Origin of the sequence: Paenibacillus sp. FSL H3-0333 (genome assembly GCF_038002805.1) — a bacterium.
Taxonomy (GTDB): Bacteria; Bacillota; Bacilli; order Paenibacillales; family Paenibacillaceae; genus Paenibacillus_AQ; species Paenibacillus_AQ silagei.
This window is the reverse complement of the sequence record NZ_JBBODG010000001.1, coordinates 6,916,802-6,943,457: the sequence shown is the minus strand read 5'-3', so window position 1 is coordinate 6,943,457 and position 26,656 is coordinate 6,916,802. Positions and strand designations below refer to the sequence as shown.

The 26,656-nt window shown below is 50.5% G+C and carries 26 protein-coding genes and 5 tRNA genes; 29 read left to right on the top strand and 2 right to left on the bottom strand.

The window, feature by feature from the left end; all coding sequences use genetic code 11:
• Positions 1-92 precede the first annotated feature (92 nt).
• From MHH78_RS30340 to MHH78_RS30235, 22 genes are all read left to right on the top strand, one after another.
• Positions 93-168: transfer RNA gene (locus MHH78_RS30340), tRNA-Asn, on the top strand.
• A 6-nt stretch (positions 169-174) separates the two neighbouring features.
• Positions 175-263 (top strand) — tRNA-Ser (locus MHH78_RS30335).
• Between the two features lie 196 nt (positions 264-459).
• Positions 460-1,464, top strand: a complete 1,005-nt coding sequence (locus MHH78_RS30330) for a Gfo/Idh/MocA family protein (protein WP_341169858.1) — start codon at positions 460-462, stop codon at positions 1,462-1,464.
• Positions 1,465-1,507: 43 nt separating this feature from the next.
• A complete protein-coding gene (locus MHH78_RS30325) occupies positions 1,508-2,431 on the top strand; it encodes an AraC family transcriptional regulator (protein WP_341169857.1) in 924 nt (307 codons plus the stop codon).
• 13 nt (positions 2,432-2,444) lie between these two features.
• Positions 2,445-3,527, top strand: a complete 1,083-nt coding sequence (locus tag MHH78_RS30320; RefSeq protein ID WP_341169856.1) for a Gfo/Idh/MocA family protein — start codon at positions 2,445-2,447, stop codon at positions 3,525-3,527.
• Between the two features lie 443 nt (positions 3,528-3,970).
• Positions 3,971-4,876: a branched-chain amino acid ABC transporter permease gene (locus MHH78_RS30315; RefSeq protein WP_036723345.1), complete on the top strand. Its 906-nt coding sequence runs from the start codon at positions 3,971-3,973 to the stop codon at positions 4,874-4,876.
• 12 nt (positions 4,877-4,888) lie between these two features.
• Positions 4,889-5,857: a branched-chain amino acid ABC transporter permease gene (locus MHH78_RS30310; protein WP_076086737.1), complete on the top strand. Its 969-nt coding sequence runs from the start codon at positions 4,889-4,891 to the stop codon at positions 5,855-5,857.
• Positions 5,826-6,608 carry an ABC transporter ATP-binding protein gene (locus tag MHH78_RS30305; RefSeq protein ID WP_076086757.1) on the top strand — a complete coding sequence of 261 codons (783 nt, stop codon included), beginning with the start codon at positions 5,826-5,828 and terminating at the stop codon, positions 6,606-6,608. Before MHH78_RS30310 ends, MHH78_RS30305 begins: the two co-directional genes overlap by 32 nt.
• Positions 6,609-6,612: 4 nt before the next feature.
• A complete protein-coding gene (locus MHH78_RS30300; RefSeq protein ID WP_036723349.1) occupies positions 6,613-7,314 on the top strand; it encodes an ABC transporter ATP-binding protein in 702 nt (233 codons plus the stop codon).
• Between the two features lie 74 nt (positions 7,315-7,388).
• On the top strand, positions 7,389-8,585 hold the full coding sequence (locus MHH78_RS30295) for an ABC transporter substrate-binding protein (protein ID WP_076086759.1): 1,197 nt from the start codon (positions 7,389-7,391) through the stop codon (positions 8,583-8,585).
• A gap of 177 nt (positions 8,586-8,762) precedes the next feature.
• Entirely contained in the window at positions 8,763-9,896 is a 1,134-nt protein-coding gene (gene ald, locus MHH78_RS30290; RefSeq protein ID WP_341169855.1) for an alanine dehydrogenase, read from the top strand.
• A gap of 168 nt (positions 9,897-10,064) precedes the next feature.
• Positions 10,065-10,139, top strand: a tRNA-Glu gene (locus MHH78_RS30285).
• A 4-nt stretch (positions 10,140-10,143) separates the two neighbouring features.
• Positions 10,144-10,226 (top strand) — tRNA-Leu (locus MHH78_RS30280).
• A gap of 705 nt (positions 10,227-10,931) precedes the next feature.
• The gene (locus MHH78_RS30275) at positions 10,932-11,348 is read left to right on the top strand and encodes a DUF6323 family protein (protein ID WP_341169854.1); all 417 of its coding nucleotides are present in this window, start codon (positions 10,932-10,934) and stop codon (positions 11,346-11,348) included.
• The gene (locus MHH78_RS30270; protein ID WP_341169853.1) at positions 11,348-12,787 is read left to right on the top strand and encodes a DUF6179 domain-containing protein; all 1,440 of its coding nucleotides are present in this window, start codon (positions 11,348-11,350) and stop codon (positions 12,785-12,787) included. The genes MHH78_RS30275 and MHH78_RS30270 overlap by 1 nt, the downstream gene beginning before the upstream one ends.
• Before the next feature lie 222 nt (positions 12,788-13,009).
• Positions 13,010-13,552 carry a GNAT family N-acetyltransferase gene (locus tag MHH78_RS30265; protein WP_341169852.1) on the top strand — a complete coding sequence of 181 codons (543 nt, stop codon included), beginning with the start codon at positions 13,010-13,012 and terminating at the stop codon, positions 13,550-13,552.
• A gap of 58 nt (positions 13,553-13,610) precedes the next feature.
• Positions 13,611-13,883 carry a hypothetical protein gene (locus MHH78_RS30260; protein ID WP_341169851.1) on the top strand — a complete coding sequence of 91 codons (273 nt, stop codon included), beginning with the start codon at positions 13,611-13,613 and terminating at the stop codon, positions 13,881-13,883.
• A 140-nt stretch (positions 13,884-14,023) separates the two neighbouring features.
• Complete coding sequence (locus MHH78_RS30255; RefSeq protein ID WP_341169850.1) at positions 14,024-15,568, top strand: response regulator; 1,545 nt, start codon at positions 14,024-14,026, stop codon at positions 15,566-15,568.
• 2 nt (positions 15,569-15,570) lie between these two features.
• Positions 15,571-17,301, top strand: coding sequence for a cache domain-containing sensor histidine kinase (locus MHH78_RS30250; RefSeq protein WP_341169849.1), 1,731 nt, complete (start codon positions 15,571-15,573; stop codon positions 17,299-17,301).
• A gap of 144 nt (positions 17,302-17,445) precedes the next feature.
• Positions 17,446-18,792: an ABC transporter substrate-binding protein gene (locus MHH78_RS30245; RefSeq protein WP_341169848.1), complete on the top strand. Its 1,347-nt coding sequence runs from the start codon at positions 17,446-17,448 to the stop codon at positions 18,790-18,792.
• A gap of 76 nt (positions 18,793-18,868) precedes the next feature.
• Positions 18,869-19,795 (top strand): carbohydrate ABC transporter permease, encoded by a 927-nt coding sequence (locus MHH78_RS30240; RefSeq protein ID WP_076082387.1) that lies wholly within the window; start codon positions 18,869-18,871, stop codon positions 19,793-19,795.
• On the top strand, positions 19,792-20,604 hold the full coding sequence (locus MHH78_RS30235; RefSeq protein ID WP_341169847.1) for a carbohydrate ABC transporter permease: 813 nt from the start codon (positions 19,792-19,794) through the stop codon (positions 20,602-20,604). The genes MHH78_RS30240 and MHH78_RS30235 overlap by 4 nt, the downstream gene beginning before the upstream one ends.
• Before the next feature lie 217 nt (positions 20,605-20,821).
• Here MHH78_RS30235 and MHH78_RS30230 read toward each other — a convergent pair whose 3' ends face one another.
• Positions 20,822-21,019 (bottom strand): hypothetical protein, encoded by a 198-nt coding sequence (locus MHH78_RS30230; RefSeq protein WP_036697411.1) that lies wholly within the window; start codon positions 21,017-21,019, stop codon positions 20,822-20,824.
• 146 nt (positions 21,020-21,165) lie between these two features.
• Between MHH78_RS30230 and MHH78_RS30225 the strand changes: the two genes are divergently transcribed.
• The gene (locus MHH78_RS30225) at positions 21,166-21,543 is read left to right on the top strand and encodes a helix-turn-helix domain-containing protein (RefSeq protein WP_341169846.1); all 378 of its coding nucleotides are present in this window, start codon (positions 21,166-21,168) and stop codon (positions 21,541-21,543) included.
• An 83-nt stretch (positions 21,544-21,626) separates the two neighbouring features.
• A tRNA-Leu gene (locus MHH78_RS30220) sits at positions 21,627-21,709 on the top strand.
• Between the two features lie 119 nt (positions 21,710-21,828).
• Here MHH78_RS30220 and MHH78_RS30215 read toward each other — a convergent pair.
• Positions 21,829-22,308, bottom strand: a complete 480-nt coding sequence (locus tag MHH78_RS30215; protein WP_076082396.1) for a glutathione peroxidase — start codon at positions 22,306-22,308, stop codon at positions 21,829-21,831.
• A 185-nt stretch (positions 22,309-22,493) separates the two neighbouring features.
• On the opposite strand from MHH78_RS30215, the gene MHH78_RS30210 reads away from it, so the two are divergent.
• The 5 genes from MHH78_RS30210 (at position 22,494) to MHH78_RS30190 (ending at position 26,627) form a co-directional block, all read left to right on the top strand.
• The gene (locus MHH78_RS30210) at positions 22,494-22,913 is read left to right on the top strand and encodes an organic hydroperoxide resistance protein (RefSeq protein WP_076082511.1); all 420 of its coding nucleotides are present in this window, start codon (positions 22,494-22,496) and stop codon (positions 22,911-22,913) included.
• A gap of 280 nt (positions 22,914-23,193) precedes the next feature.
• The gene (locus tag MHH78_RS30205) at positions 23,194-23,472 is read left to right on the top strand and encodes a hypothetical protein (RefSeq protein WP_036727511.1); all 279 of its coding nucleotides are present in this window, start codon (positions 23,194-23,196) and stop codon (positions 23,470-23,472) included.
• Positions 23,473-23,600: 128 nt separating this feature from the next.
• Entirely contained in the window at positions 23,601-23,999 is a 399-nt protein-coding gene (locus MHH78_RS30200) for a thiol-disulfide oxidoreductase DCC family protein (RefSeq protein WP_341170410.1), read from the top strand.
• Between the two features lie 199 nt (positions 24,000-24,198).
• Positions 24,199-25,359: a hypothetical protein gene (locus MHH78_RS30195; protein ID WP_341169845.1), complete on the top strand. Its 1,161-nt coding sequence runs from the start codon at positions 24,199-24,201 to the stop codon at positions 25,357-25,359.
• Positions 25,356-26,627 carry a CpaF family protein gene (locus MHH78_RS30190; RefSeq protein ID WP_341169844.1) on the top strand — a complete coding sequence of 424 codons (1,272 nt, stop codon included), beginning with the start codon at positions 25,356-25,358 and terminating at the stop codon, positions 26,625-26,627. The genes MHH78_RS30195 and MHH78_RS30190 overlap by 4 nt, the downstream gene beginning before the upstream one ends.
• The last annotated feature ends 29 nt before the right edge of the window (positions 26,628-26,656 follow it).

The window sequence follows — 26,656 nt, the reverse complement described above, 5'->3', positions numbered from 1 at the left end:
AGGTAGAGTTTGTAAACGATCTCATAATCTCTCGCTACGCGCTTGACTAACCTGTAGAATCATGATAAATTAATCCTTGTTCATGTTAATGTTCCCTGATAGCTCAGTTGGTAGAGCACTCGACTGTTAATCGAGTTGTCACAGGTTCGAGTCCTGTTCGGGGAGCCATTACTTGGAGAGATACCCAAGTGGCTATAAGGGGACCCTCTGCTAAGGGGTTAGACTGCGTAAGCGGTGCGAGGGTTCGAATCCCTCTCTCTCCGTTATAAAAGGAGCTCATATATGAGCTCCTTTTTTGCGTCCACCCAGCGGGAGTGCCTGAATTTCTGGATGATACGATTTCTCTGTCTGATGTCGTAATTCCATATAGTCGATGTCGCATTTATCTACTAAAAATCCTGCTTATTATATGATACTTTATAGGTGATGTCAGAATAATGTATATGGAGGTGCAGGCGGGTGAGCATTAGGATTGGCAAGATCAGCTATTGGCATGTACATGCCTGGGATTATACGAAGCAGGCTCAGGAGCATAGCGATACGGAAATTGCTGCGGTATGGGATGAGGATGCGGAGCGGGGCAGGAAGGCGGCAGAGAGCTTGAATGTCCCGTTTTATGATTCTTTGGAGGACATGCTTGGCCGGAAGGATATAGATGCCGTGATTGTTGATGCGCCAACCCAGATGCATCGGGAGGTCATGATTGCGGCAGCCAGAGCAGGCAAGCACATCTTCACCGAAAAGGTTGTAGCTGCAACGCTGAGTGAGGTGAATGAAATCCTCTCCGAGGTCGCGGATCATGGAGTGAAGCTGACCGTGTCGCTGCCGCGGCTAAATGACGGTTACACGTTATCGGTTACAGACATTCTAAGCCAGGGACTGCTTGGGGAGATCACTTATGTCAGAGTCCGTTTATCCCATAACGGCGCAACGGCCAACTGGCTTCCCGAGCATTTCTATAGCCTGGAGCAATGCCAGGGCGGGGCTTTGATTGATCTGGGATGTCATCCCATGTACCTGACCAGGCTGTTTCTGGGTCAAGAGGTGACCGGGGTCAGCGCGAGCTTCGGATATGTGACGGGCAAGGAAGTGGAAGACAACGCAGTTGCGACGCTCTATACGGATTCGGGAGCAATCGGTGTGGTGGAAGCTGGCTTCGTGAACAGCTATTCCCCTTTTACCATAGAAGTGCATGGAACGGAAGGAACTCTGCTTTATGGTACGCCTGAAGCGAAGCTGCTAGTTAGAAGTAATAAAGCAGCAGATCAAGGGGCTGCCTGGAACGATACGCCTGTGCGGGCCAACCGGGACAGCGCTTTTGAGCAATGGGTTGGCCACATCCAGAACAACACGCTTGCTTCTGACAATATTCAAGCGGCAACGGAGCTTACCCGGTTAATGGAGGCGGCGAATCTCTCGGCGAAGGCAGGACGGGTGGTCCGGTTAGCCGAACTGAAATCTTAATCAGTTATCCGGGTACAGAGCGTAGCTCAAGCAGGAGGTTAACATGAGCCCTTTTCCCTTCGAGATTATGTTTGAGAAGATGGATCTGCTGGAAAGACTGGATATTTCCATCCTGTGGGGACATTATGAAATTTCTGTTCTCCGGTTTCATTTGACCTCTTTTCCGCCGGGGAAGGTCATTGATTTCCATAACCATGCTGAATTTGAATTTCATTTCATCCCGCGGGGCAAGGGAACGGTCATTCTTGGGGATCAGCAGTATCCTTTATCGGAGGGAATGCTCTATTTGACCGGACCGGGCGTTATGCATCGTCAGGAAGCAGATGCGGAAGAGTCGATGGAGGAGTTATGTCTGCATATCCATATTGCGGAGAAGAAGAGGGACGATGCAGACCCATGGGAGGTTGCGGAAGCAGAGGAATGCGTGGAGAAGCTGAAGAGGCTGCCGCTGATCCCAGCGCAGGATTATCACAGGGCGATGAAGTGTTTTCTGGAAGCCTATGAGGCCTGTAACGGCAAGCTTGCGGGATATTACACCTCTATCAAGCATCTCGTGATCAGTATCCTGCTGAAGGTAACCAGAGCATATGATGCAGGCGGGATGGGAGCTGCGGCACCCGTACGGGATATGGTGACCTACCGCTATCAATATGCCGTTCAATACATGGAAGCGAATTATTCAGCAGCCGTGACGCTGGAGAATGTTGCCGAGAAGCTGAATATCAGTCCGAGGCAGCTACAGCGGATATTTAAGCAGGTTGATCCGGATCACACCTTCAGCCGGATTCTTGAAGACATCCGGTTGCAGGCGGTGTGCAGCAAGCTTGAAGCTAGCAGTCTGTCGATCGAACATATCGCGGAGTCCGAGGGGTTCACCAATGCGACCTATCTGCATTCGGTATTCCGCAAGCGGCTGGGCATGACCCCGGCTGCCTACCGCAAGGCCCGAAAAATACTTGAACAGTGAGGATGAGATGGCTATGAGCAAAGTGTATCGTGTTGGAGTTATCGGCTGTGGAGGTATTGCGAACGGGAAGCATCTGCCTGCCTTAAGCAGACAGGATAAGGTTGAAGTGGTAGCTTTTTGCGATATTATCAAGGAACGGGCTGAGGCTGCTGCTGAACAATACGGCAGTGCAGAAGCTGCTGTCTATGCGGACTATCAGGAGTTATTGAAGGATGCTTCCATTGATATTGTTCATGTTCTTACTCCTAATGATGCGCATGCGGAAATATCTATTGCGGCTTTGGAAGCGGGCAAGCATGTGATGTGTGAGAAGCCAATGGCCAAAACAGCAGCAGACGCCAAACGTATGGCTGAAGCAGCGAAACGTACAGGGAAGAAGCTGACCATTGGGTACGACAACCGGTTCCGGCAAGACAGCTTGTATCTGAAAAAAGTCTGTGAAGCTGGCGAGCTCGGCCATATCTATTATGCGAAAGCACATGCCATCCGGCGCAGAGCGGTCCCTACCTGGGGTGTATTCCTGGATGAGGAGAAGCAGGGAGGCGGCCCGCTTATCGATATTGGAACCCATGCGCTGGATCTGACGCTCTGGATGATGGACAACTACAAACCGAAGGTTGTGCTGGGGACCAAATACCACGAGCTCTCCCAAAAAGAAGACGCGGCCAACGCCTGGGGACCCTGGGACCCGAAAAAATTCACCGTCGAAGACTCGGCGTTCGGGATGATTGTGATGGAGAACGGCGCAACGATTACGCTGGAAGCTAGCTGGGCGTTGAATACGCTGGATGTGGATGAAGCCAAGTGCAGCTTAAGCGGAACCGAGGCGGGGGCGGACATGAAGGACGGTCTCCGGATTAACGGGGAGAAGCATAGCAAGCTATACACGAATGAAATTGAGCTTGGTGCCGGGGGAGTAGCCTTCTATGAAGGCAAAGAAGAGAAAGCTACGGATATCGAATTAAGAAAGTGGATCGAAGCGATCGAACAGGATAAAGATCCGGTCGTGACTCCTGAACAGGCTTACGTGGTCTCCCGGATTCTGGAGGCAATCTATGAATCGGCCCAGACGGGGAAGGCGGTCTATTTGGATTAACGCTACACGACCCTTGCAAGACTATATCTGACAATAAGCCGGACCTCCGATGATCGAGGGCCGGCTTATTTACCGGTTCAATCCGTTACCTCTTTAATTAATTGAAGGAATGATGCTGTAAAGAGACAAATGTTATATTAATTCCGCAGAAAAAAAGTATTGTATAAGAAAAGGAAACAACTTCTAAAACGTTCCTGCTTAAAAATCCTCTGTTTTTCTCCTGTTTTCTGCGCATTTTTCGTAAACCTACAATAACCTACCGAATCCTACATATATCATGTTATGTAATATAACACCAATAATTGAATTTTGTATTAATTTCCACAAAAATTAGTGACGATCCCTTGACCTTGTGTTAATATAAATGACATCATAATCCAAGAAAAGAGAAGCAGCACAGAGAAAGGGGTATACAAGATGAATATGGGGAGAAGGGGATGGCGATGGAGTACTTCATTCAGCAACTAATAAACGGAATATCCGTAGGCAGCATTTACGCTCTGATCGCCCTTGGTTACACCATGGTGTACGGTATCATCAAGCTGATTAATTTTGCGCATGGCGATGTGTTTATGGTAGGGTCGTTCATCGGTCTGTACAGTGCCAAATACCTGGCGAATGCGGGATTGCCGCCTATCGTTGTACTGCTCTTGTCGCTGATGATCTCGATGACGATCAGTGCGCTGCTAGGTATCAGCATTGAACGTCTGGCGTATAAGCCGCTTCGTAAGTCCACACGGATCGCGGCGCTGATCACAGCCATTGGTGTATCCTTCCTGCTTGAATATACGGGGGTGCTGATCCTTGGGCCGCAGGCCAAGGGCTTCCCGGATATTATGGATAAGAAGCAGTATCACCTGTTTGGTTCCTCCATCCAGGTCGAATCCAATCAGATTATGATTCTGCTAACAACGATAATTCTTATGCTGGTGCTGCAATATATCGTCAGGTACACCCGAACGGGCAAAGCCATGCGGGCCGTATCCTTCGATGTTGAAGCGGCGCGGCTGATGGGCATCAACGTAGACCGCACCATTTCAGCCACCTTCGCCATCGGTTCGGCGCTGGCCGCTGCGGCGGGCGTGATTTTCGGCATGACGTACAATTCGGTTGATCCTCTCATGGGCGTAATGCCCGGGCTTAAGGCTTTTGTCGCGGCAGTGCTTGGAGGAATTGGCAGTATACCGGGTGCGCTTGTCGGCGGATTACTGCTGGGAACGGTTGAGACAGAGATTTCTTCGCTCGGGTTCTCCTCCTGGCGTGACGGTGTAGCCTTTGCGGTACTGATTCTAATCCTTATCTTCAAACCATCCGGGCTGTTCGGCAAGAATGTCCGGGAGAAAGTGTAGGGGGAAGCTGCCGTGACAAAGATAAATAAAAAATTCTGGCTGGGCATTCTTATTGCCCTTGCGTTCTATGGAATCGTAAAAGTTCTTCTAACAACAGGAATACTTAGTGATGTAAATCAGTCTATGCTGCTCCTCATCGGGGTTAATATCATGCTGGCCGTGTCGCTGAACCTGATTACCGGGATTACCGGGCAGTTCTCCATTGGTCATGCCGGGTTCATGTCGGTGGGTGCGTACACCTCGGCGATCCTTACCCTTGACTACAATGTGCCGTTCATTCCTGCGATTCTTGCGGGCGGCCTCCTGGCAGCGGTATTCGGTGTATTGATCGGGATGCCTACGCTCCGGCTTAACGGGGACTATCTGGCTATTGCGACGCTGGGCTTCGGTGAGATTATCCGCATTATTATGCTGAATACGGAATATGTCGGCGGAGCTTCAGGGCTTAGCGGTATTCCGGCCAAGACGACCTGGACCATGCTCTTCTTCTTCACTCTGATCTCAGTCGTACTGATTAATAACTTCATTAGATCCACTCACGGCCGGGCCTGTATTGCGATTCGCGAGAATGAGATTGCCGCTGAGGCGATGGGGATCAATACGACACGCTACAAAATCATCGCCTTCACCATCGGTGCACTGTTTGCCGGTATGGCGGGCGGCCTGTCGGCCCATACGTTCTATGTTATTACGCCGGGCAGCTTCAACTTCCTGAAGTCTTTTGAAATCATCGTCATGGTAGTTCTCGGGGGGCTGGGCAGCACGGCGGGTTCTATCGTGGGTGCGGTGTTCGTTACCCTGCTGTACACCTACTTACGTGAATTCCCGGAATGGCGCATGATTATCTACTCGATTGTGCTCATTCTGATGATGATTTTCCGTCCGAGCGGCCTGCTTGGCGTAAGCAAATTCTCATTTGGCAAGTTCGGCAAAAAGGAGGCGAAGGCAAATGACGCAATCGAGAGCAGCGGTACTCCTTGATGTGAAAGCGGCCAGCCGGGCCTTCGGCGGACTGAAGGCGGTCAGTGAGGTATCCCTTCATATTGATAAAGGCGAGCTGATCGGCCTGATCGGACCCAACGGTGCCGGTAAAACCACACTGTTCAACCTGTTGACCGGAGTGTACCCGCCATCGTCGGGCAGCATTCTTTTGAACAATGAGTCTATCGGCGGGATGAAGCCCTACAAGATCAATCATAAAGGTGCTGCGCGTACGTTCCAGAACATCCGCCTGTTTACGGCTATGACCGTGCTGGAGAACGTCAAGATTGCCTTCCATCAGCATGCGAAGCACTCGTTGTTCTCTTCGATGCTACGTCTGCCGAAGCATTTCCAGGGCGAAGAGGAGATTACCCGGAAGGCGATGGATATTCTCAAAATCTTCAATCTGGCTGACCAGAGTGAGGAGGTGGCGAGCAACCTGAGCTATGGGAATCAGCGGCGTCTGGAGATTGCCCGGGCGCTTGCGGCCGGACCCAAGCTGCTGCTGCTCGATGAGCCGGCCGCCGGGATGAACCCGAATGAGACGCGTGACCTGATGAATCTGATCGCTTGGATCCGGGAGGAGTTCGACCTGACCATTCTGTTGATCGAGCATGATATGTCACTTGTTATGGGGGTCTGCAGCCGCATCTACGTGCTGGACCGCGGAATCCTGATTGCTGACGGAACGCCGGCGGAGATCCGCAACAATCCGAAGGTCATCGAAGCGTATTTGGGACAGGAGGCGTAGCGCCATGCTTACAGTACAAGGGATTAATGTCTATTACGGAGCGATTCATGCCTTGAAGGAGCTCAGCATCACCGTGAAGCAGGGAGAGATCGTGACCTTGATCGGTGCCAATGGTGCCGGCAAGTCTACGCTGCTTAAGACGCTCTCGGGGCTGCTGAAGCCCAAGACAGGAAGTATCGAATTCCTGAATAAATCCATAGCGAATCAGAGTGTACAGGCGATTGTCAAAGAAGGGCTGATCCATTGTCCCGAAGGACGGCGCGTATTCGCCAATATGTCTGTCGAGGAGAATCTCGAATTAGGCGCTTACCTGCAGGATGGAAGCAGCCTGGCTGCTGACTTCGAGAAGGTGTACAACACCTTCCCGCGTTTGCTTGAGCGCAAGAAGCAGCAGGCCGGAACCTTATCCGGCGGGGAGCAGCAGATGCTGGCGATGGGGCGGGCTATTATGGGCCACCCGAAGCTGCTGCTGCTGGATGAACCGTCGATGGGGCTGGCGCCGCTGCTGGTCCAGGATATTTTCCGGATTATCAAGGAAGTCAACGATGCCGGAACCACTGTACTGCTGGTTGAGCAGAATGCCCACCAGGCGCTCAAAATCGCCGACCGTGCCTATGTCCTGGAGACAGGCCGGGTAGTGCTTGAAGGGGATGCCAAGGAAATGGCCGATTCCGATGAGATCAAAATGGCTTATCTCGGGCACTAGCAGGCTATCCATACTACAGCAGCATCACAGAAACAACATATATAAACTAAATAATCAGGAGGCTGGGAGAAACTATGAAGAAAATTGGGGCCATTATCTTGTCGACAGTATTGACTGCGGTATTAGCATCCGGCTGCGGCAACAACACAGAGAACAGCGGTAACTCTGCAAGCGGCGGGAACAGTGCCGGAGGCACGATCAAAATCGGGGCTGACCTGGAGCTTACCGGCGGCCAGGCTTCTTTCGGCGACTCGGCCTCCAAGGGCGCGAAGCTGGCGGTGGACCAGATCAATGCCGCAGGCGGTGTACTCGGCAAGAAGCTCGAACTGGTAGTAGCCGACAATGCATCGAAGTCTGAAGAAGCTACCCAGGCGGCACAGAAGCTGATCACCAATGACAAGGTCGTGACCATTATCGGCGCCTCCACTTCGACCAACACGCTGGGGATCGTTCCGGTAGCTACGGAGAAAAAGATTCCGCTTGTCTCGGTAGGAGCTACCAATCCAAAGGTTACTGTGGATGAGCGCAGCGGCAATGTCAATGAATTCGTGTTCCGCGCGGCGTTCATCGATCCGTTCCAGGGGGAGGTAATGGCTAACTTTGCACTCGATTCCCTGAAGGCTAAGACCGCTGTCATCTATACCGATACTTCGTCTGACTACTCCAAGGGTCTGCAGAAGTTCTTCGAAGAGACCTTCAAGGCCAAAGGCGGCGAAGTGCTGAGCCAGGAGTCTTACCAGCAGAAGGATTCTGACTTCAAAGCAGTACTGACCCGAATCAAAGCAGCGAATCCGGATGTCATCTACCTGCCTGGTTATTATGAAGAAGTAGGTAAAATTGTGAAGCAGGCCCGTGAAATGGGTATCACCGTTCCATTCCTGGGCGGCGATGGCTGGGATTCCCCGCAGCTGGCGGAAATCGCCGGTGCCAAAGCGCTGGAGAATACGTTCATGTCCAATCACTACTCGCCTGAAGATACAGCTCCTGAAGTAACCAGCTTCGTAGACGCCTACAAAGCGGCTAACGGCGGAGCGGTTCCCGATGGTATGGCGGCCCTGGGCTATGATGCCCTGAAGCTGGTGGCTGATGCGATTACCCGTGCGGGTGAAGCTGATCCGGCCAAGATTACAGAAGCGCTGGCAGCGACTAAGGATCTGCAGCTCGCTACAGGCAAAATCACCCTGAACGACAAGCATGACCCGGTCAAAGCAGCAGTTGTGCTGAAATTCGTGGACGGGAAGCAAACCTTTGAAACCAAGGTTAATCCTTAAGCTGCGAAATTGCATATACTAAGGTGAAGGAACGGGGGAGCCGGTCCGCAGGAGGCCAGGGAGCCTCTTGCCTAACCTTAACCATGAAGAGGAAGGCCCCGAATGGGAGCCTTTCTTTTCGCATCTTACAGGGATACAATGTTGACTATAATAGAACAACTTTGAGGGGGAATCGGCATGATTATTGGCGTACCCGCAGAAATCAAGAATAACGAGAACCGCGTCGCCATCACCCCGGCCGGGGTGGAAGCGCTCCGTAAGGCAGGTCATGAAGTGTATATTCAAGCTTCTGCCGGAGCGGGCAGCGGCATGGGTGACAAGGAGTACTCTGATAAAGGTGCAGTGATACTCGATACGGCTGCTGAGGTCTGGAGCAGGGCAGAGATGATTATCAAAGTGAAGGAGCCGCTGCCGGAGGAGTACGGTTATTTCCGCAAAGGGCTGATCCTCTTCACCTATCTGCACTTGGCACCTGAAGCAGAGCTGACCAAAGCACTGGTAGATAGCGGTGTGACCGCTGTGGGCTATGAGACGATTCAGCTTGAAGACGGCTCGCTGCCGCTGCTGATTCCGATGAGTGAGGTCGCCGGACGCATGGCGGTCCAGATCGGTGCCGGACTGCTGGAGAAGCCGCATGGCGGCAAAGGCGTTCTGCTGGGCGGTGTGCCTGGCGTACAGCCGGGAGAGGTCGTCATTGTCGGCGGCGGCATCGTTGGCACCAATGCGGCCAAGATCGCGCTGGGCATGGGGGCGCGCGTCACGGTGCTGGATCTGAATGCGGGCCGTCTGCGCGCGCTGGATGATATTTTTGGCGGACGGCTGGTGACCGTGATGTCGGATTCCTATCATCTGGAGCAGGCTGTGCGCCGGGCGGATCTTCTGATCGGGGCGGTACTGATTCCCGGTGCCCGCGCCCCGAAGCTGGTTACAGAGGACATGGTGAAGCAGATGGAGGAAGGCTCTGTCATTGTGGACGTTGCGATTGATCAGGGCGGCTCGATTGAGACCATTGACCGGATCACCACCCATGAGAACCCGACCTATGTGAAGCACGGCGTGGTCCACTATGCTGTAGCCAACATGCCTGGAGCGGTCGCCCGGACCTCGACACTGGCGCTGACCAACGTCACGATTCCCTACGCGCTGCTGATAGCCAATCTGGGCATTCATGCGGCGGCAGTCCAGAGTGCGGCGCTTGCGCGCGGCCTGAATGTGGTAGCTGGACAGGTGACCAATGCTGCGGTGGCGAAGAGTCTGGGGTATGAATATGCGGATGGAATCCGCGTGCTTGCTGCTGGCGGGGAGCAATAATCGTCGGAATTAGCTAAATTGCCCTGCGGGAAGGCAGGGCAGTATGGGGGAGAATCAAGGGCTAATCGCCTGCGGTTCTCCCTACTTTTTTGTTAGAAATAATGCTTGTCAAATCGGACAAGGTTTGATATACTCATTTTTGTTGTGATAAACACATAATGTTAATACGGCTCGTTGGTCAAGGGGTTAAGACACCTCCCTTTCACGGAGGTAACATGGGTTCGAATCCCATACGAGTCACCAATATGCGGTAGTGGTGGAATGGCAGACACGCTATCTTGAGGGGGTAGTGGGTGTATACCCGTGGAGGTTCGAGTCCTCTCTACCGCATAATATGTTAAAAGCAGAAAAACCTTGATGATTCAAGGTTTTTCTGCTTTTTTTGTTTTAGGCGTGCCCAGAGGCACGCATTATCTAGTTGGTGCAAGTCCAACCAGGGGAGGGGCCAAACCACTCTTGGAGCTAGGATGCTTGCGCATAGCGAAATTTGTGTGTTAAAACATGATGTTAATGAAGTGAATCCTGTTATGTTGGGTGCCGATTCCCTCTACAATGGACGAGAGCCAAGGAGAACAACAAGCGGATGAAGTTTGTACGGTTCCGTCCTACCGGAAGAACTTTGAGAAAATTAGACGCTCGTTTGAAGAGGTGGGAGGTTAAGCAGGCAGTTGCGGATATTGCTGAAGAAGATAAAAGGTATTAGTTAAAGCTCATATCTCCTTAAAAAAAAGCGGTTCTTACGTATGTAAGGCTGCTTTTTGATCGCAAATATTAAAATGAATGCAAAAAAACCAAATTTTGTTTGACAAAAAACCAAAAAGATTTATAATATAAAATGCACATTATTTTTTAATATATCATATTTAAAAACGAAAGTCAAGATATTTTTTTCCTGTTTTGATTTTTTTGTGAGAGGAGTTAGAGGGATTAACAGCTTATTTCCTTGGAGAATAGCACAAATTAAATGAGGGAGGAATTCTTATGTTTTTGTCGCGTATATTCAACTCCTTAAATATTTCCATGCAGGAACAGGCTATGGTCCAGATCCTTGAGCTGAACGAGAAGACGAAAGAATATGGGCTGATGTTGTCTCCTGAAGAAGTGAAACAAATGATTCTTGCCAGGAATCAGGTGCTGATCAGCTATGGACGAGTGGAACTGAGTATTGAAGTGACTAAGGATTTAATTGAAATGTTTTCCGCGTCTCCCTATGTTCATGAGGATGACTATGCCTCTACATTGAATGAGCTGCATGAAATTTTTTACTATCTCAAAAACGAAACCGAGGACAAGATCGGAGATTACAGGCTGATTGAAATGATGAGAGAGCTCTATGACAACGACTGTGGAGGTTCTGTGGATTTACTGAAGAGCAGGCTTGAAGAGTATGCTGAAGTATTCAGGAGAGAAATACAGCAGAACGAAGCTATGCTTGAGGGAGATGATAACTAGTGGGGACAGAGGACTACAATGATTTTCAATCACTGGTTACCAGGGGGGATATCAAAAGAAAAAATCTTAAACAAAACCAGTACACGGTTTCGCTTATGAATGAAGGACTTCGCACTGGGCTGCTGAACAGTCAGGAAACATACGGTATTCAAAATAGGCTGATGCTGGTCCTGCAAAATCTGATCAAACGCTACACACAAGGAGAAAGTTCATCGGTTGCCACAGAAACAGCGGAAAGCCTCCTTATCTCTATGATCTATGCAGTCGACGCTTTTCTTAAGAGTATGGAAACGCCTGAGGAGGCGATGACTTGTCTTAAAAAGGTTGATACTCAAAGCATCTACGAAAACGGTGTGAAGATTGTAAGCAAATGCTTTGAAGAGACAAAACAACTCTACAATGAAGTCAAAAAGAACAAGCTTGATGTCCCGGTAGATGCCTACAACATGACTATAGATGAGTCTTTGCCCGTATTTATGAAGAAATACGGAATCATCTTTGACGCACATAACACAATGGCTAGCATTGATTATCCTCTCGCGATCGACGATATGCGGCTTCAGGGTGTCTTTTACATTAGACAATATTTAGAGCGTCTTCAGATGGAAACTAACTTTTGCCGCTTCTTCAGCCACGAAGACCTTCTCCATATGCTTGTGAATTTCGGGAGAGTAAGCCGGTTTGATTATCGTATCGAATTATTCAACATCTATGAACTAATGTTACATAATGCAGTCTTCTCTGTTATATCGGGCGGTGAGGCAAGCCAGGTTAAGATTTCGGAGTGTCAATTCGAGCGGTTGGAGCGGGAATTGACTCAGGCTACTCCGAGTCAAATTGATTTGCTTGTCCGCGAAGCGATGGTCCGTCTTAAGAATGAACTGTATATCATCGACCCTTCATTAACAGAGTACATGGATCGATGCAGAGATACGCTGGTACAACGTATCGTCAATACAGCACATTCCCGCAGCCTTCATGCCCTCATTTTAACTCGGCAGGAAGAGAGACTCAAGCCACTTGAATTTTCTTTGAATCCGGATGACCATTTGAGCGATATTGAACTGCGGAAATTGCTGGCTGAAATCATGAAGAGGGACAAGAAGGAAGATAAGGCCCTTTTAATCAAATCGAGTCTGTATTCGCTTCATGATTATTTGGATGTTTTTGAATCTGATAGTCTTTACGGGGACGAATATGAGGCGGTATTCTTTCTGTTTGGAGATACGGAACTAGCGATCTTGGCCAAGATCGTTTTTTATGAGGACCTTCGGAGCGACTTCCTGGATTTTGAAACGATTGTAGCAGACAGCAGCGGAAGCGATGGTGATTGGAGGTCACACTATATTGAATTTATGCAAAGATTGGATGTGGATCGTCTGCGGTCCATTGAGAAACTCATCAATATGATTGATTATGAGGAAATCAAATTTTATTGAGCCGAAAAAATATTCTAGGAGGGACTTCCATAATGATATTTCATACATAGAGAAAATGCTGATGACGAAGAAGTTATAAATGAATTAGACGCTATATTAATTTAATCTCATGGAAAGAAATACGTGATTTACAAAGAATTCTAACTTGATCACTCTCTAGCTGGTGACAATTACCTGAAACCTTTAGAATGGAGAAACGAAGATGAATGAAAGGGAGATCCTATGTTACTGGAAACGGAAAGGCTAATTGTTCGTGGATTTTCAGAAAACGACTGGAGCGATTTACACGAGTATTTGTCATTGGAGCAGGTGCTGAAATACGAGCCTGGCGGTGTAAGCGGTGAAGAGGAATGCAAGAATATGGCCAGGGAACGTGCGGAAGGAGATTGTTTCTGGGCAGTTAGCTTGAAGGAGACCAATAAAATGATCGGTCATGTTTATTTTGGGCAACAAGAGCCTGCTGAATTTAAAACATGGATGATAGGTTACATCTTCAACCCTAATTTTTATGGAAAAGGCTATGCCACTGAGGCTTGTCAAAGAATTTTAGAATATGGGTTTGAAGCATTAGGGATTCATCGGGTGGTGGCTATGTGTAATCCTGAGAACGCGTCTTCCTGGAGATTGCTGGAGCGATTGAATATGCGCCGTGAAGGGCATTTCAAGAAAAAAGCCTTTTTCAGAAGAACAGATGACGGGCAGCCTGTATGGCATGATGCGTACCAGTATGCAATTCTAAATGAAGAGTGGAGTTCTATCGTATAATCCTATCAATCTTGGAGACAATACTAGTAAACGCCTTATTGGGAGGTAGTCTACGGTAATGAATTACTCTGAGATCTATGATCTTCACCTTCAATTGTTAAAAGCTTACTCTGCCCATAACAACGGAGAGTACTCGGCCTATCAAAGGGAAATCGATTACTACACGAATCAGCTGCGTTTTGCGGAGGATATAGTGCAGCGGGTTTTTGTTCTGAACCAGCTAATCAAGATTCATGAAAAAGAGCGGGATGACCTGATCCGGTGGTGTTCAGAAGCATATTTTCATAAAAGCTACGATGTTAACGACTCACCGGACGGCAGTCTTGGATAATGCCGACCGGTGAGTTTTTTGTGTGGAAGACTCCGGCAATCGGCAATTCATTTAGGAATTCATTTCCATTGACAGCCCTTCCATGTTCCGTTATACCTGCATATATATCAGGATTGGACAGGGACGGGGGGATTTCTACAGTGAATTCATTAATTTCAGTCATGCTCGTAGATGATGAGCCGCTTGCACTAGATCATGTGTACAACTCGGTTGCTTGGGAAGAGAACGGCTTCCAGGTGGTCGCCCAGGCAACCAGCGGGCGCATGGCACTGCGGAAATTCGAGGAGCTGCAGCCGCAGATTGTGATTACCGACATCTCCATGTCCCCTATGGACGGGCTGGAGCTGGGACGGCATGTCGTCCATCTTGCCCCGAGAACCCGGCTGATTTTTCTGACTGCTTACCGGGATTTCGACTATGCCCGCCAGGCGCTGGAGCTGCGCGCGGCCCATTATCTGCTGAAGCATGAGATTAGCCGTAACCGCCTGCTGGAACAGCTGAAGCTGCTGAAGGAAGGTCTGGCAGCGGAGGCCGCTGAGGAAGAAGGGCACGGACATGCGCTCCTTATCCTGCTTAAGGATATGTTAGCAGGCAAGTATCAGGCTCCTGCAGGAAATCAGGAATCCCGGCTGCACCGTCTCGTGGCAGATTATCAGCAGGGTCAGCCTGGACTGCTGTATTTCGAGCTGGAGGCCGCATTGAAGCTGGACGGCAGCCGGAGTAATGCACGCAGTACCACTGCCCTGGTATGGAAGAATATCGAAGAAGAGATCCGCCGTCAGACAACGGACTTGGAGGAGCTTCAAGTTCTGGAGATGGATGAAGGCGGATACATCGTGCTGCTGAAGTTAACCTCTTCCAGCAGTCTGCTGCTCCAGCACTACAATTTGCGGCAGGCCGCAGCACAGCTGCTGGCCTGTATGGAGACCGCTTATGATGGCAACCTTCCCAGAGTGATCCTCTCAGCAGGCAATGGTGCAGAATTGCCGGACCGCCGATATGCGGCGATGAGACAGGCATATGATTTTTCCATATTTCTGCCGCCGGGCGGTGTATTTCTGCTGGAGCAGGCTGCTTCTGCCGGAGAAGCTACCGGTATTGCCCAAGAGGTCAGAGCATACCTGCTATCCCCGGAACGCGGCCTGCTGGAACGGCTGAAGACCGGTCTGGACCACATCGCCACCCAGGCCTACTTGGGAGATTTGCGCGCCGTCATGGGTGAGATCAGAGGCGCATGCCGCAAGGACGGAAGCTTCGCCATAGACCAAGAGCTGGGCACAGACGCGCGGCAAGTAGTTAACAGCTTGTACCGGATTCTCGAAGACTGCTTGCAGCAGCCGCAGAGTCCGAAGCGGTATTCCCGCTGGGTGAACAAAGCGATGGAGTATGTTGCCGGAAATTACGCCGATCCCGATCTGTCCCTGGAGACGGTCGCAGGCCATCTGCAGATCAGCAGCATCCATCTGCGGACAACCTTCAAGCGGGAGACCGGCCAGTCGCTGCTCGACTATACGACGGAATATCGGATCGGGCTGGCGAAGCAGTTCCTGCAGACCGGTGAGTACAAGATCTACGAGGTATCGGAGAAGGTAGGGTACAAAACCAGCCAATACTTCAGCCAGGTCTTCAAAAAAGCCACGGGTATACAGCCCAAGGATTTCCTGCAACAGAGGGGCAGGGAATAGCTATGCGAAAAATTAAAAATAAAATTCTTGGCAGCGTGATTCTGATCGTTACGCTGTCGGTAACGGCCATCAGTGCCCTGGCGTATGAGCAGTTCTCTTCGATTCTCGAAGCGCAGGCCCTGCGTGAGGATACCATCCATCTGGAGCAGACCACGAATCAGATGAACCATCTGATTGACGATGTGCAGAAATATGCCGCCAATATGGTCAACGATGAGCTGCTTCAGCAGTTCGCTACACGATTGAAGTATTCCTCTACGTATGACGAGCTTAGTGCATACCGCGATGTGGTCACTCAGCTGACCAAATTTAATGTGCTGCGTGACTACCTTGAGAGCTCGGCCATCGTCCGCTCTGATGGGAAGATTTTCTGGTCCTCGCTGTATATTGATCCGTATTTTGAACGGCTGCTGCAAGAGGACTGGTATCAGGATGCCTTGAAGAACAATGCCAAAAGCGGGTTCACAGCCCCCCATCTGATCCAGGACCCCGAGAGTAAAAAAATTGTCAGCTTCTTTATCCGTTTTGATCCCCAGTATGGCGGAGTGCTGCTTTTGAATATTGATTACGCAGCTTTTGAGAGTCTGTTCCAATACTTGGGCCAGTCCTTCGACCAGGTAGCCTGGATCGGCCCGGGTCAATCATTGCTCTATCAGCAAGGCACCGCTACAGAGCTGCCTGCCCCCACGCTGAGCGCAGACAGCCCGGACATTCAAGTTGTTAAGCATGAGAAGGGTTATTATTTGGCCAGCGCTTTTGAGAAATCGGACTGGTCCGTCTCCACGTTTACCTCCAATGAACGGTTCTATGAATGGGTGGGTTATATTGTCCGTTACTGGGCGATCTTCCTCGCCTTGTGTCTGGTGCTCTGCTTCCTGTTGTTCCTTCCCATCATCTCAAATATAATCCGGCCGATCCTGCAGATGACCAAAGCGATGAAGCAGGTGTCTATGGGCAACTATAATGTTCAGCTCTCGTTCCGCAGCAATGATGAGCTGTCTGTGCTGAAGAATGGGTTTGAGACGATGCTTGGTGATATTGAGCAGCAGATGAGCGAAAGGGTGGAACAGGAGCGCTGGAAACGTAAAATGACGGCAGAGCTGTTATTCGCCCAGATCAATCCCCATTTTATCTACAATACTCTAAATACGGTTGTGTATCTGGCCCGCAAAAAGAATTACCCGGCTATTGAAGAAATGGTTGAATCCTTCATTGGCATTCTGCATGATGCTGTCAATATCGGTGATACCAGTCTGTATATCACGGTGGAGCAGGAGATGAACATTATCAATCACTTCGTAACGATTCAGAAGTACCGGTATGCAGACCGGTTTGAGGTAATCTGGAGCGTAGAAGAGGAAGCGAAGGGCGACTATATTCCGAAAAGCCTGATCCAGCCGCTGGTGGAAAATGCTATTTTTCATGGATTCTCAGAGAAAGAGACTGTAGGCCATATAGAGATCATTATCCGCAAGCGCAGCGGAAGGCTGCTGGTCTCGGTCAGAGATGACGGCTGCGGCATGAGCCAGGAGAAGGCCCGGTCTATTATGAATGGAACCCTGCCGCCCGCACGCCTTCCTTCAGGGGCTATGAAGCAGATTGGATTATGGAATATCCGGGAACGAATCGAGTATTTGTACGGGCAGGAAGGCCGCCTCGTCATCCGGTCAAATGAGCAGGGTGGCACCAAGGTGTCTGTTCTCCTGCCCGTCCGGCAGCAACCGTCCGAGTGAAAAGCACTATCATTATTTATACAAAATCATCAGATCGTCTAATTGTTGGGTGATCCCTTCAAGCTTATAGTTCTACTATACAGACGGACGGAAGACATTACAGGAACCGCCCGCTGTCACAACAGATGCAAGGGGGATCTTAATTTGCACAATCTATTCAGTAAAAAAGCATCGGTTATAGCGCTTGTTCTAACGTTATGCTTCACCTTGGTGCTGGCCGGCTGCGGCAATGGAAGCAACAACACTTCGGGAGACTCCAGCGGCACGAGCCCTGCGAACACCCCAAGTGACCCTGCAACCGCTTCTGGTAAATTAACCGTGTGGGGCTGGGACAAAGCCTGGTTCGAAGGCACCGGAGCGAAGTTCAACGAGAAGTTCCCGAATATCAAGCTGGAATTCGTCGAAGTCTCGGCGGGGGATTATCTGAAAAAAATCCAGACCTCCATCGCTGCCGGCTCGGGGCTGCCGGATATTATCTGGGGAGAAGCGGCCTTCCGCGGCGCTCTCTATGAGCTTAACGTACTGCAAAGCTTGTCCGAAGAGCCCTACAATTTCGATACCTCCAATCTGCTCGACTTCGAGCTTCCGCTGCTGACGAACAGCAAGGGAGAGCTTGTCGGTCTGGAGCAATCCGGCTCGCCTGGAGCACTGGCTTACAAGCGTGATCTGGCTAAAGAATACTTCGGGACAGATGATCCTGATGCATTGACTGCAATGTTCCCTGATTGGGATACCTTCATTGCCAAGGGCAAAGAAGTCTATGAGAAGAGCGGCGGTAAGACATTCATGCTGGGAAGCCTGATGGATGCGTATACCATCCTCTCCAACCAGGGTACAACCGCAGTTGTGGACGGAACCAAGGTGAATACTCAAGAGCTGCTTAGGATCTTCACTCAGCTGCAGTCCATCCGCGACAATAACGCAGAGGGCAAGCTGGCAATGTGGTCACCCACCTGGAATGCTTCGTATTCGCAGGACAACGTAATCTTTTATCCGTCGGCGAACTGGTCGCCAGAATTCGTAATCAAGCCTAACGACAAGGCCAGTAATGGCCGCTGGGGTCTGATGGTGCCTCCGGAAGGCGGATATCCATACGGCGGTACTACTATCGGCATTTGGAAGGACAGCAAGAATAAAGATGCAGCCTGGGCGTATCTTAACTGGCTGTTAGGCACGGACGAAGGCGCTGAAGCTAACTTCGCCGTCTCCGATTACATTTTGCCGCTGAAATCCTTCTTCAAGGATACCTCCAAGCTGTCTTCCGGGGCAGATGAATATTTCGGCGGGCAGGATCTCGGCAAGTTCTGGGTAGAGAAGGTGTTCCCGAACATGAAGTCCAAAGCGGTGACCAAATACGACCAGGATATCTATAGCTCCTCTGAGCTGGTGCTGCAGGTTATGGCGCAGGATAACAGCTTCGATGCCAAGCAGGCCCTGGATAAGTGGGAAGAGCAGCTGAAGAAGAATCATCCTGAGCTGACTTTTGAATAGACCATATACTATATAAAAAGCGGCGGCCCGCTCGAAAGAACAGGCTGCCGTTTTAACGGATAGGAAGTGAAGAATCATGAAAACGAAGGGAATCAGCAGCAAAAATAAATGGCCGTACCTGTTCATCACGCCTTATTTCTTATCCTACGCCGTACTGAGCTTGTTCCCAATTCTCTTCACTCTATATATCAGTCTTACCGACTGGGATTTGTACGGCAACCGGAATTTCATCGGATTCAGCAATTACACGCAGTTATTTTTCCATGATGCCTTCTTCTGGAAATCCCTGCTCAATGTCATGATCTTCATGGCGGTATACCTTCCGGCCCTTGTCCTTATGGGCATGCTGGTAGCCAGCCTCATCGAGAGCAAGCTGATCCGCCGCAAAACCTTGTTCCGGCTCAGCGTGTTCAGTGCCTATATGACGACCCCGGTCGCTGTCGGGATTATCTTCTCCCTGTTGTTCGATTGGCAGGGCGGGTTCTTCAATAATATGCTGATGGAGCTGGGCATTATTCAGGAGAAGATTAATTGGCTGGGCTCGGCCAGCTCCTCCCGCTGGGTAGTCATTCTGATGGTGTTCTGGAAAAACCTTGGGTATTTCGTCATGTTCTACACGGCGGGGATGGCCAGTATTGATACTTCCATCTATGAGGCCGCAGTCATTGACGGAGCCTCTTCCAAAGATGTGTTCACGCGCATTACGATTCCGCTGCTGAAGCCGATCAACCTGTTCCTGATTATTACCTCTATTATCAGCGGCCTGCAGCTGGTGGAAGAACCGATGCTGCTGTTCAGCGGCTGGGCTTCCGGCTCCAGTATGGTAGGGGGGCCAGACGGGTCCACCTTCACACCGATCTGGTACATGTTCGATGCTTCCTTCAACGGCAGTGCGTTCAAGTACGGCAAAGGGGCAGCGATTGCTTACGGCACCTTCCTGTTCATCGCCTTGTTCTCAGTAGTTGGCATGAAATGGATCAACAGGGGCGGTGACGACAAATGAGAGCGAAGAAATTTTTTACTGTATTGCTGCTTAGCCTGATCGCTATTGCGTTTCTCTTCCCGTTCTACATGATGATTGTGATGGGAACCTACTATTCCGAGGACCTGTTCAAGCAGCTTCCGATTCTGCCCAGCGGCTATCTGCTGGAGAATCTGCAGACGATCATGTCCGCCAGCTTCCTGCGGAATTATTGGAACAGCTTCTATGTTGCCGTATTGTTCACCCTGGTGACGGTTGGGGTGGCCTCGATTACCGGGTTTGCTTTTGCCAAATATGAATTCAAGGGTAAAAATGCGCTGTACGGCTTCATTCTGCTGACGATGATGATTCCCGGACACCTGGGCCTGATTGCTTATGTCATGGAGATGAAGTGGTTCCACCTGAACAACACCCATGCGCCGCTGATTCTGGCCGGACTGAATAATGCCTTCGGCGTATTCTTCATGACCCAGTTCATCCGCTCCTCCGTCCCGACGGAGGTCATTGAAAGCGCGCGGATTGACGGCTGCTCGGAGCCGGGTATTCTCACAAGAATTGTTGTTCCGTTCCTCATGCCGGCCATCAGCACCCTGGGGCTGATCTCCTTCCTCGGGTCCTGGAACGGCTATCTGCTGCCGCTGGTCACGATCAACAAGCCCGAGCTGTACACGCTGCCGCTGGGCATTGCCAATCTGTCCACTGTGTTCCGTACGGATTATTCGGCGAGTATTCTGGGGCTTACCCTCGGTACACTGCCGCTGATTATTCTCTTCCTGTTCGGCTCCAAGACCCTGGTCAGAGGACTTACCGGCGGAGCGGTCAAAGGCTAACTCACTAAATTAGGTAAGAAACCGGAAAAAACAGGAAAGAAACCTCTCTTGTGGTGAAATGGAGTACGCTCAGCCATTTCACCGGAGAGGTTTTTTTGTGTATGAATAGAGTGCGCGGGAAAAGAAGGATTTTGCCAAGATAAGGTAGAATAACAGTAGCTACAAGAAGAATAATGCCGGTCGGCCCACACATGGAGAACTGCTGCTCCAACTGGAACTAAGATGGCGGCAGATTCAACAATTCAGCGACTTGACGGCGGTATCTGTCTGCCTTGCGCGTGCCGTGAATCAGGTTGGACAGCCGATAGGGTGGGATGTCATGTAATTCACAGAATTTCTTCTGATCCAAGTGCAGTTCTGCCAGACGCTGCTTAATGGCCCAGCCGTAGGCAGTAATAGGGCGTTTGCTGTTCAGATTGCTCACCTCGTATCGACTATCCAGCCGGTATGATATAAAATAGGTAAAGATATAATAATAGTTAATTATATACTTTTTTACGTCATTTTTCAATAAAAAATAACGTTTTTGCGTATTATATTTTTTGGGGAGGCAGTTGACTGATGCAATCCATCTATGAACGTATTGAACTATTGATTAAACGGCAAGGAATTACGAAGAAATCCTTCTGTGCACAGCTCGGAATCAGCACCGGCAATATGGGAGACTGGAAGCGTGGCAAATCTACGCCTGGCACACATAAGCTGATTGAGATTGCTGCATTTTTTCATGTGAGCTTAGATTGGCTGATCCTGGGCAAACAGCCCCAAACGATTCAGGAAAGCGGCGAGGATTATTTTTTTGGCCAAATGCGGCAATTGAATTGCCAAACCGAGGAATTGCTGCCGGAGGAAAAGACCTTTATTAAGGAATATCTGGCCTTCACCAAGTATCGCAAAGATCAGGACAAGGATCAGGATCCGAAAGGCGAAAATTCTTGAGCAGGCATCTTTACTTTTGAGCGCAACCGATTTATAATATTGAATGTTGGCCTCAAACAATGCTTCAACGTTAGAAACACCGCGCGGTAGTGGTGGAATGGCAGACACGCTATCTTGAGGGGGTAGTGGGTGTATACCCGTGGAGGTTCGAGTCCTCTCTACCGCATATTATTTCATAAAAGCTGAGATCCTTTTTAACTCAAGGATTTCAGCTTTTTTTGAACCCAAAAACACCCTTCGTACGGAACTAATCCGAGTATGAAGGGTGTTTTTGTTAAACCCGTTCTAGCGCAGCAGCTTCTCGATATCCTCTTCGATCTGATCCGGTGTAGTCTGCGGGGAGAACCGCTTCAGTACACGGCCTTCCTGGTCCACCAGGAACTTGGTGAAGTTCCATTTGATACTCTTCGAGCCGAGCACTCCCGGTGCCTCTTTGGACAGATATTTGAATAAAGGATGGGCTTCGCTGCCGTTAACATTAATTTTCTCATACATGGGGAAGGATACACCGTAATTGATCTCGCAGAACTCGGCAATATCCTCGCTCTCACCCGGCTCCTGTCCGGCAAACTGATTGCTGGGGAAGCCCAGAATCTCAAAACCGCGGTCTTTGAATTTATCGTACACTTCCTGGAGACCCTTATATTGCGGGGTGAGTCCGCACTTGCTGGCTGTATTCACGACGAGCAGAACCTTGCCTTTGTACTTGGAGAGTGATTCTTCCTGGCCCCGCAGGGTGTTGGCTTCAAAATCATGGACATTCATGAATGATTCCTCCCGAACATTGATTTATCACAATTTAATTGTACACTATTCACCGCCGGAAGCAAGTTTTAAAAGGTAATAATGTGCCTAATCGTTTCAAAAATGTGAGGTTGTTTAAGTTAAGGATAAGTGTTCTTACAAAATTTGTGTTAAAAAGGAGAGCGTTAAAGATGAGTACATTGAAACTGAAACCCCTATATACTGCTACAGCCAAGGTTCGCGGAGGCCGTGAAGGTTCGGTGGAATCGTCCGACGGAGCGCTGAAGCATGATCTCAAAATTCCGAAGGAGCTTGGAGGTCCTGGCGGTGCAGGGACAAATCCGGAGCAGCTGTTCGCGGCAGGTTATGGTGCGTGCTATGAGAGTGCCCTCGCTAATATTGCCCGTAAAGAAGGCGTAAAGCTGCAGGATGTCGAGATTACCTCGAATGTGCTGATCGGCAAGGACGAGAGCGACGGAGGCTTCAAGCTGGCCGTGAAGCTGGATGTGAAGCTGCCGGGTATTGAGCGCTCTGTGGCAGAGGATCTGGCTAAGAAAGCCCATGATTTCTGCCCGTACTCCAAGGCGACCCGCGGAAATATCGAGGTTGAACTGAACGTTCTGTAGAGATAGATAGCAATGTTCAATTGAATAGCATGCTTATTCGTAAGACCAGACAGTCAATGTCTGGTCTTGCGTTATGTAGAGCCGCAGAACCACGGGTAGGAATGGACAAAGCTGGGAATAATGGCTAAATAGAGTCTGAGAAGGCCGGAAGTGTGGTAAATAGCTTGCAGGAGCCTGTACTTTGGTTGACATCACCCCGGAAATTCTTTAATATGTCTAAGTATCTGTTAATGTCGCGCGTGCTATTAACTACCAAAAATTTAAATAATGGGTGATGAAGATGTCTTACAAACCGAGTATTACGAATGTGACCAAAGCCAGCAGCAATGATAAGGAAGGATTGTACGAGTTCATTATCAAGCTTGCTGACGGAACGGAGTGCCGCGCGTTCTACAACCGGTTTCCGGAATGGAAAATGACGAACATCAGCCGCCTGCTCAAGACTCCTTGTCCGGTATGCCGCAAAGATTTCATCTGCAAATGCATGGAATCCTTCACTGCTGATTTCGAAGAGCAAATGACCGGGGACGAATGGATTAACAAGGCTATTGCTGAATAATTAGACGAACGGACGTTGTAGGCGCGGGAGCTATCCCGCGTTTTTTGCTTTTTTTTCAAAAGGGGATAGGAATGTTACACTATGCTTAAGAGGAAGGGGGCGGTGATGTGACTGAGGAGCGTGGGGAAATGCAGGGCCAATCTATTGTGCTGATCGATGGGGTGTGTCATCTGTGCCAGGGAGTCGTCCGGTTCATTATTCCGCGTGATCCCAAGGCGCACTTCAAATTCGCCTCCTTGCAGAGTGAAGCGGCCCGGGAACTGCTTAAGGCCGGTAGTCTGCCTGAGCAGCAATTAGACACTGTGGTGCTGATAGAGAACGGCAAGTATTATACGAAATCGGCAGCAGTGCTGCGGATTGCCCGCAGACTCCGGTTCCCGTGGCCTGCCGCATATGTGTTCATCCTAATTCCGGGACCGCTGCGTAATGCTATGTACAGGATTGTGGCCAGGAACCGCTACCGCTGGTTCGGCAGGGATGAGCAGTGTCTGCTGCCGACACCGGATATGAAGCGCAGATTTCTGTAGCCAGTAAGGGGGATTCTGAGGGATTCTCTCAAATAGTGGTGAAAAAGTTATTGCTGACTTCTTATATATATGCTACTATAGCAGTAAATTACAGGAACAGTAACGGAAGCACCGTTCAATGACCGTATTCACGGTTATTGGCGGTGCTTTTTTGCTGTTCTTTTTTTCCATGTATTCAAGAGAGGAGGAGGAGGAGTTCATGACGGCAAGAATCGTGCTTGCAGTCCGGGAGAGCCAGTATATTGAACCGCTACTGCATTATCTCCACCATAGCGAATACGGGGAGATGCTGCGGATTACGGCTTTCAGCAGACTGGACGCTTTTATGAAATTTATGACAGGCGATGAGCTGCCGGATGCTGTAGCCGGGGATCCGTCCTTCATTGAAGCCTGGCTGGTGGAAGGGAGAAGTACAGTTCCATGGGCAGTCTTAAGCGAAGGCGGAGAATTGCCGAATGGCCGGGATCTGGCGGGGGGAAGGCACATTGCCAAGTATCAGGCACTGCCGTCGCTGCTGGAAGCGATTCTCCAGTTGAGTGATCTGAAGCGGGTCCGGACGGCATCTCAGCCTAAGGAAGCAACGCTGCTGCTCGGGATCGTCTCGGCCAGCGGCGGCAGCGGCAAAACCACGGTAGCGTTGAACATGGCGAAGCAGCTTGGAGCGGTGGGCCTGTCCGTGTTCTATCTGAACCTGGAGAGTGTGGACAGCAGCGGCTTCATCCTGCGTATGCCGGGGAGTCATGTTCCCGGTCTTGAGCGGCTCTTGTATGAGCTTAAGGCCGGAGGGCCAGAGAATAAGGGGGGAAGAGGGCAGCCGAAATGGACTGATTATGCGTTCAGACATGACAGTCTGCGGTGTGATGCCTTCCGGCCTGTGGAGAATTTCAAGGAGATGCTCCAGATGTCCCGGCAGGACACGCTGGATCTACTGGAGGGGCTGGCCGGAGCCGGAAGCTATGATGTGGTTATTGTAGACACCGGCGCTATTGAGGAAGAACGGGCCCAGGCTGTTCTGAACAGGTGCGGCATTCTGCTGTGGGTGCTGAAGAATGAACAGGCCGGTATCCGTAAGACCGAACGCTGGCTGGATTATATTGCAAGTCCGCACTCCGGCATGCAGCCGGAGCTGGTGAACAGGAGCCGATTCGTCATGAACGGCTGCACCGGAGCGGAGAATGAAGGGCCGCTATCCGCAACACTGAGGCTGGATGCTGTACTTCCGTATATTCCATCCTGGGGGTTACAGCACTATGGAGAACTCTGTCTAAGCTCTCCCCAATTCATCGACGGTATACAGCAGCTCTCCAGAGCTATTGTAGAGCCTGCATTGCCTGGGGTATTCACAGGGATACCTGTATGAATGAAGAGATGTTCCGCGCTCTGCGCAGCGACATCCGGGCAGGGCTGGATGTGACCTCGGTCATCGGGAATGATGAGCTGGCTGCTTATATCGAACGGATCATTCTGGAGCGGGAACAATTACGCCTCCTGACTGCCCAGGAGAAGCACGAGCTGGTGAAGAAGCTGTTCGATTCCTTCCGGGGGCTGGATATTCTCCAGCCGCTGGTGGATAATCCGGCGATCACCGAGATTATGATCAACAGCCATGAGGAGATTTTTATCGAGGAGGAGGGGATGATCCGCAGGCTGCCGCTGGCTTTTGAATCGGGGAGCAGGCTGGAGGATATCATTCAGATTATCGTCTCCGGCGTCAACCGTGTGGTCAATGAATCCTCGCCGATTGTGGATGCACGGCTCCAGGACGGCTCACGTGTCAATATCGTACTGCCGCCTGCCGCGCTGAAGGGTCCGGCCATGACCATCCGCAAATTTCCGGAGACCCCAATGACGATGGAGGAGCTGGTGCGGCGTGAAGCGCTCTCGGAGGAAGCGGCTGAGCTGCTGCGGATTCTGGTTGCTGCTAAATACAATATTTTCATCAGCGGGGGTACTGGCTCGGGCAAAACAACCTTCCTGAATGCCCTGTCGCAGTTCATTCCGCCGCAGGAGCGTGTCATTACGGTGGAGGATTCGGCAGAGCTGCAGATCGTTACGGTTCCGAATCTGGTCTCCCTGGAGACCCGGAATGCTAACACAGAGGGGCGGGGTGAGATCACGATCCGTGATCTGATCCGCACTTCGCTGCGGATGCGGCCTAACCGTATTGTCGTCGGCGAGGTGCGGGGCGCTGAATGTCTGGATATGCTGCAGGCGATGAACACCGGCCATGACGGTTCGTTGTCAACGGGCCATTCGAACAGTGCGCTGGACATGCTCAGCCGCCTGGAGACCATGGTGCTCAGCGCTGCTGATCTGCCGGTAACCGTCGTACGTCAGCAGATCAGCTCAGCGATCGATATATTCGTGCATCTGTCGCGGCTGCGTGACCGTTCACGCCGGGTGATGGAGATCAGTGAGGTTGCTGGTATCCGCAGCGGTGAAGTCATCCTGAATCCTCTATATGAATTTCGGGAATCAGGTGAACAGGATGGCCGGGTGCAGGGGAGGCTTGAGGTGTGCGGCAACCCTCTTCTGCATACAGACAAGCTGCGGATGGCCGGAATTCTTGATTATCCGCTCAAGCAGTATGAGAGTAGAAGCTCTGCTGAGGAGGAGAATGTACCTTGAACGTCATGAAGAAGAGAGACCGGCATCCC

Bases quoted from the DNA above. Each gene is read 5' to 3' on its own strand.
- MHH78_RS30325 (WP_341169857.1), top strand. From the start codon at position 1,508: ATGAGCCCTTTTCCCTTCGAGATTATGTTTGAGAAGATGGATCTGCTG.
- MHH78_RS30320 (WP_341169856.1), top strand. From the start codon at position 2,445: ATGAGCAAAGTGTATCGTGTTGGAGTTATCGGCTGTGGAGGTATTGCG.
- MHH78_RS30315 (WP_036723345.1), top strand. From the start codon at position 3,971: ATGGAGTACTTCATTCAGCAACTAATAAACGGAATATCCGTAGGCAGC.
- MHH78_RS30305 (WP_076086757.1), top strand. From the start codon at position 5,826: ATGACGCAATCGAGAGCAGCGGTACTCCTTGATGTGAAAGCGGCCAGC.
- MHH78_RS30300 (WP_036723349.1), top strand. From the start codon at position 6,613: ATGCTTACAGTACAAGGGATTAATGTCTATTACGGAGCGATTCATGCC.
- MHH78_RS30295 (WP_076086759.1), top strand. From the start codon at position 7,389: ATGAAGAAAATTGGGGCCATTATCTTGTCGACAGTATTGACTGCGGTA.
- ald (WP_341169855.1), top strand. From the start codon at position 8,763: ATGATTATTGGCGTACCCGCAGAAATCAAGAATAACGAGAACCGCGTC.
- MHH78_RS30275 (WP_341169854.1), top strand. From the start codon at position 10,932: ATGGTCCAGATCCTTGAGCTGAACGAGAAGACGAAAGAATATGGGCTG.
- MHH78_RS30265 (WP_341169852.1), top strand. From the start codon at position 13,010: ATGTTACTGGAAACGGAAAGGCTAATTGTTCGTGGATTTTCAGAAAAC.
- MHH78_RS30260 (WP_341169851.1), top strand. From the start codon at position 13,611: ATGAATTACTCTGAGATCTATGATCTTCACCTTCAATTGTTAAAAGCT.
- MHH78_RS30250 (WP_341169849.1), top strand. From the start codon at position 15,571: ATGCGAAAAATTAAAAATAAAATTCTTGGCAGCGTGATTCTGATCGTT.
- MHH78_RS30240 (WP_076082387.1), top strand. From the start codon at position 18,869: ATGAAAACGAAGGGAATCAGCAGCAAAAATAAATGGCCGTACCTGTTC.
- MHH78_RS30235 (WP_341169847.1), top strand. From the start codon at position 19,792: ATGAGAGCGAAGAAATTTTTTACTGTATTGCTGCTTAGCCTGATCGCT.
- MHH78_RS30225 (WP_341169846.1), top strand. From the start codon at position 21,166: ATGCAATCCATCTATGAACGTATTGAACTATTGATTAAACGGCAAGGA.
- MHH78_RS30215 (WP_076082396.1), bottom strand. From the start codon at position 22,308: ATGAATGTCCATGATTTTGAAGCCAACACCCTGCGGGGCCAGGAAGAA.
- MHH78_RS30205 (WP_036727511.1), top strand. From the start codon at position 23,194: ATGTCTTACAAACCGAGTATTACGAATGTGACCAAAGCCAGCAGCAAT.
- MHH78_RS30200 (WP_341170410.1), top strand. From the start codon at position 23,601: ATGCAGGGCCAATCTATTGTGCTGATCGATGGGGTGTGTCATCTGTGC.
- MHH78_RS30195 (WP_341169845.1), top strand. From the start codon at position 24,199: ATGACGGCAAGAATCGTGCTTGCAGTCCGGGAGAGCCAGTATATTGAA.
- MHH78_RS30190 (WP_341169844.1), top strand. From the start codon at position 25,356: ATGAATGAAGAGATGTTCCGCGCTCTGCGCAGCGACATCCGGGCAGGG.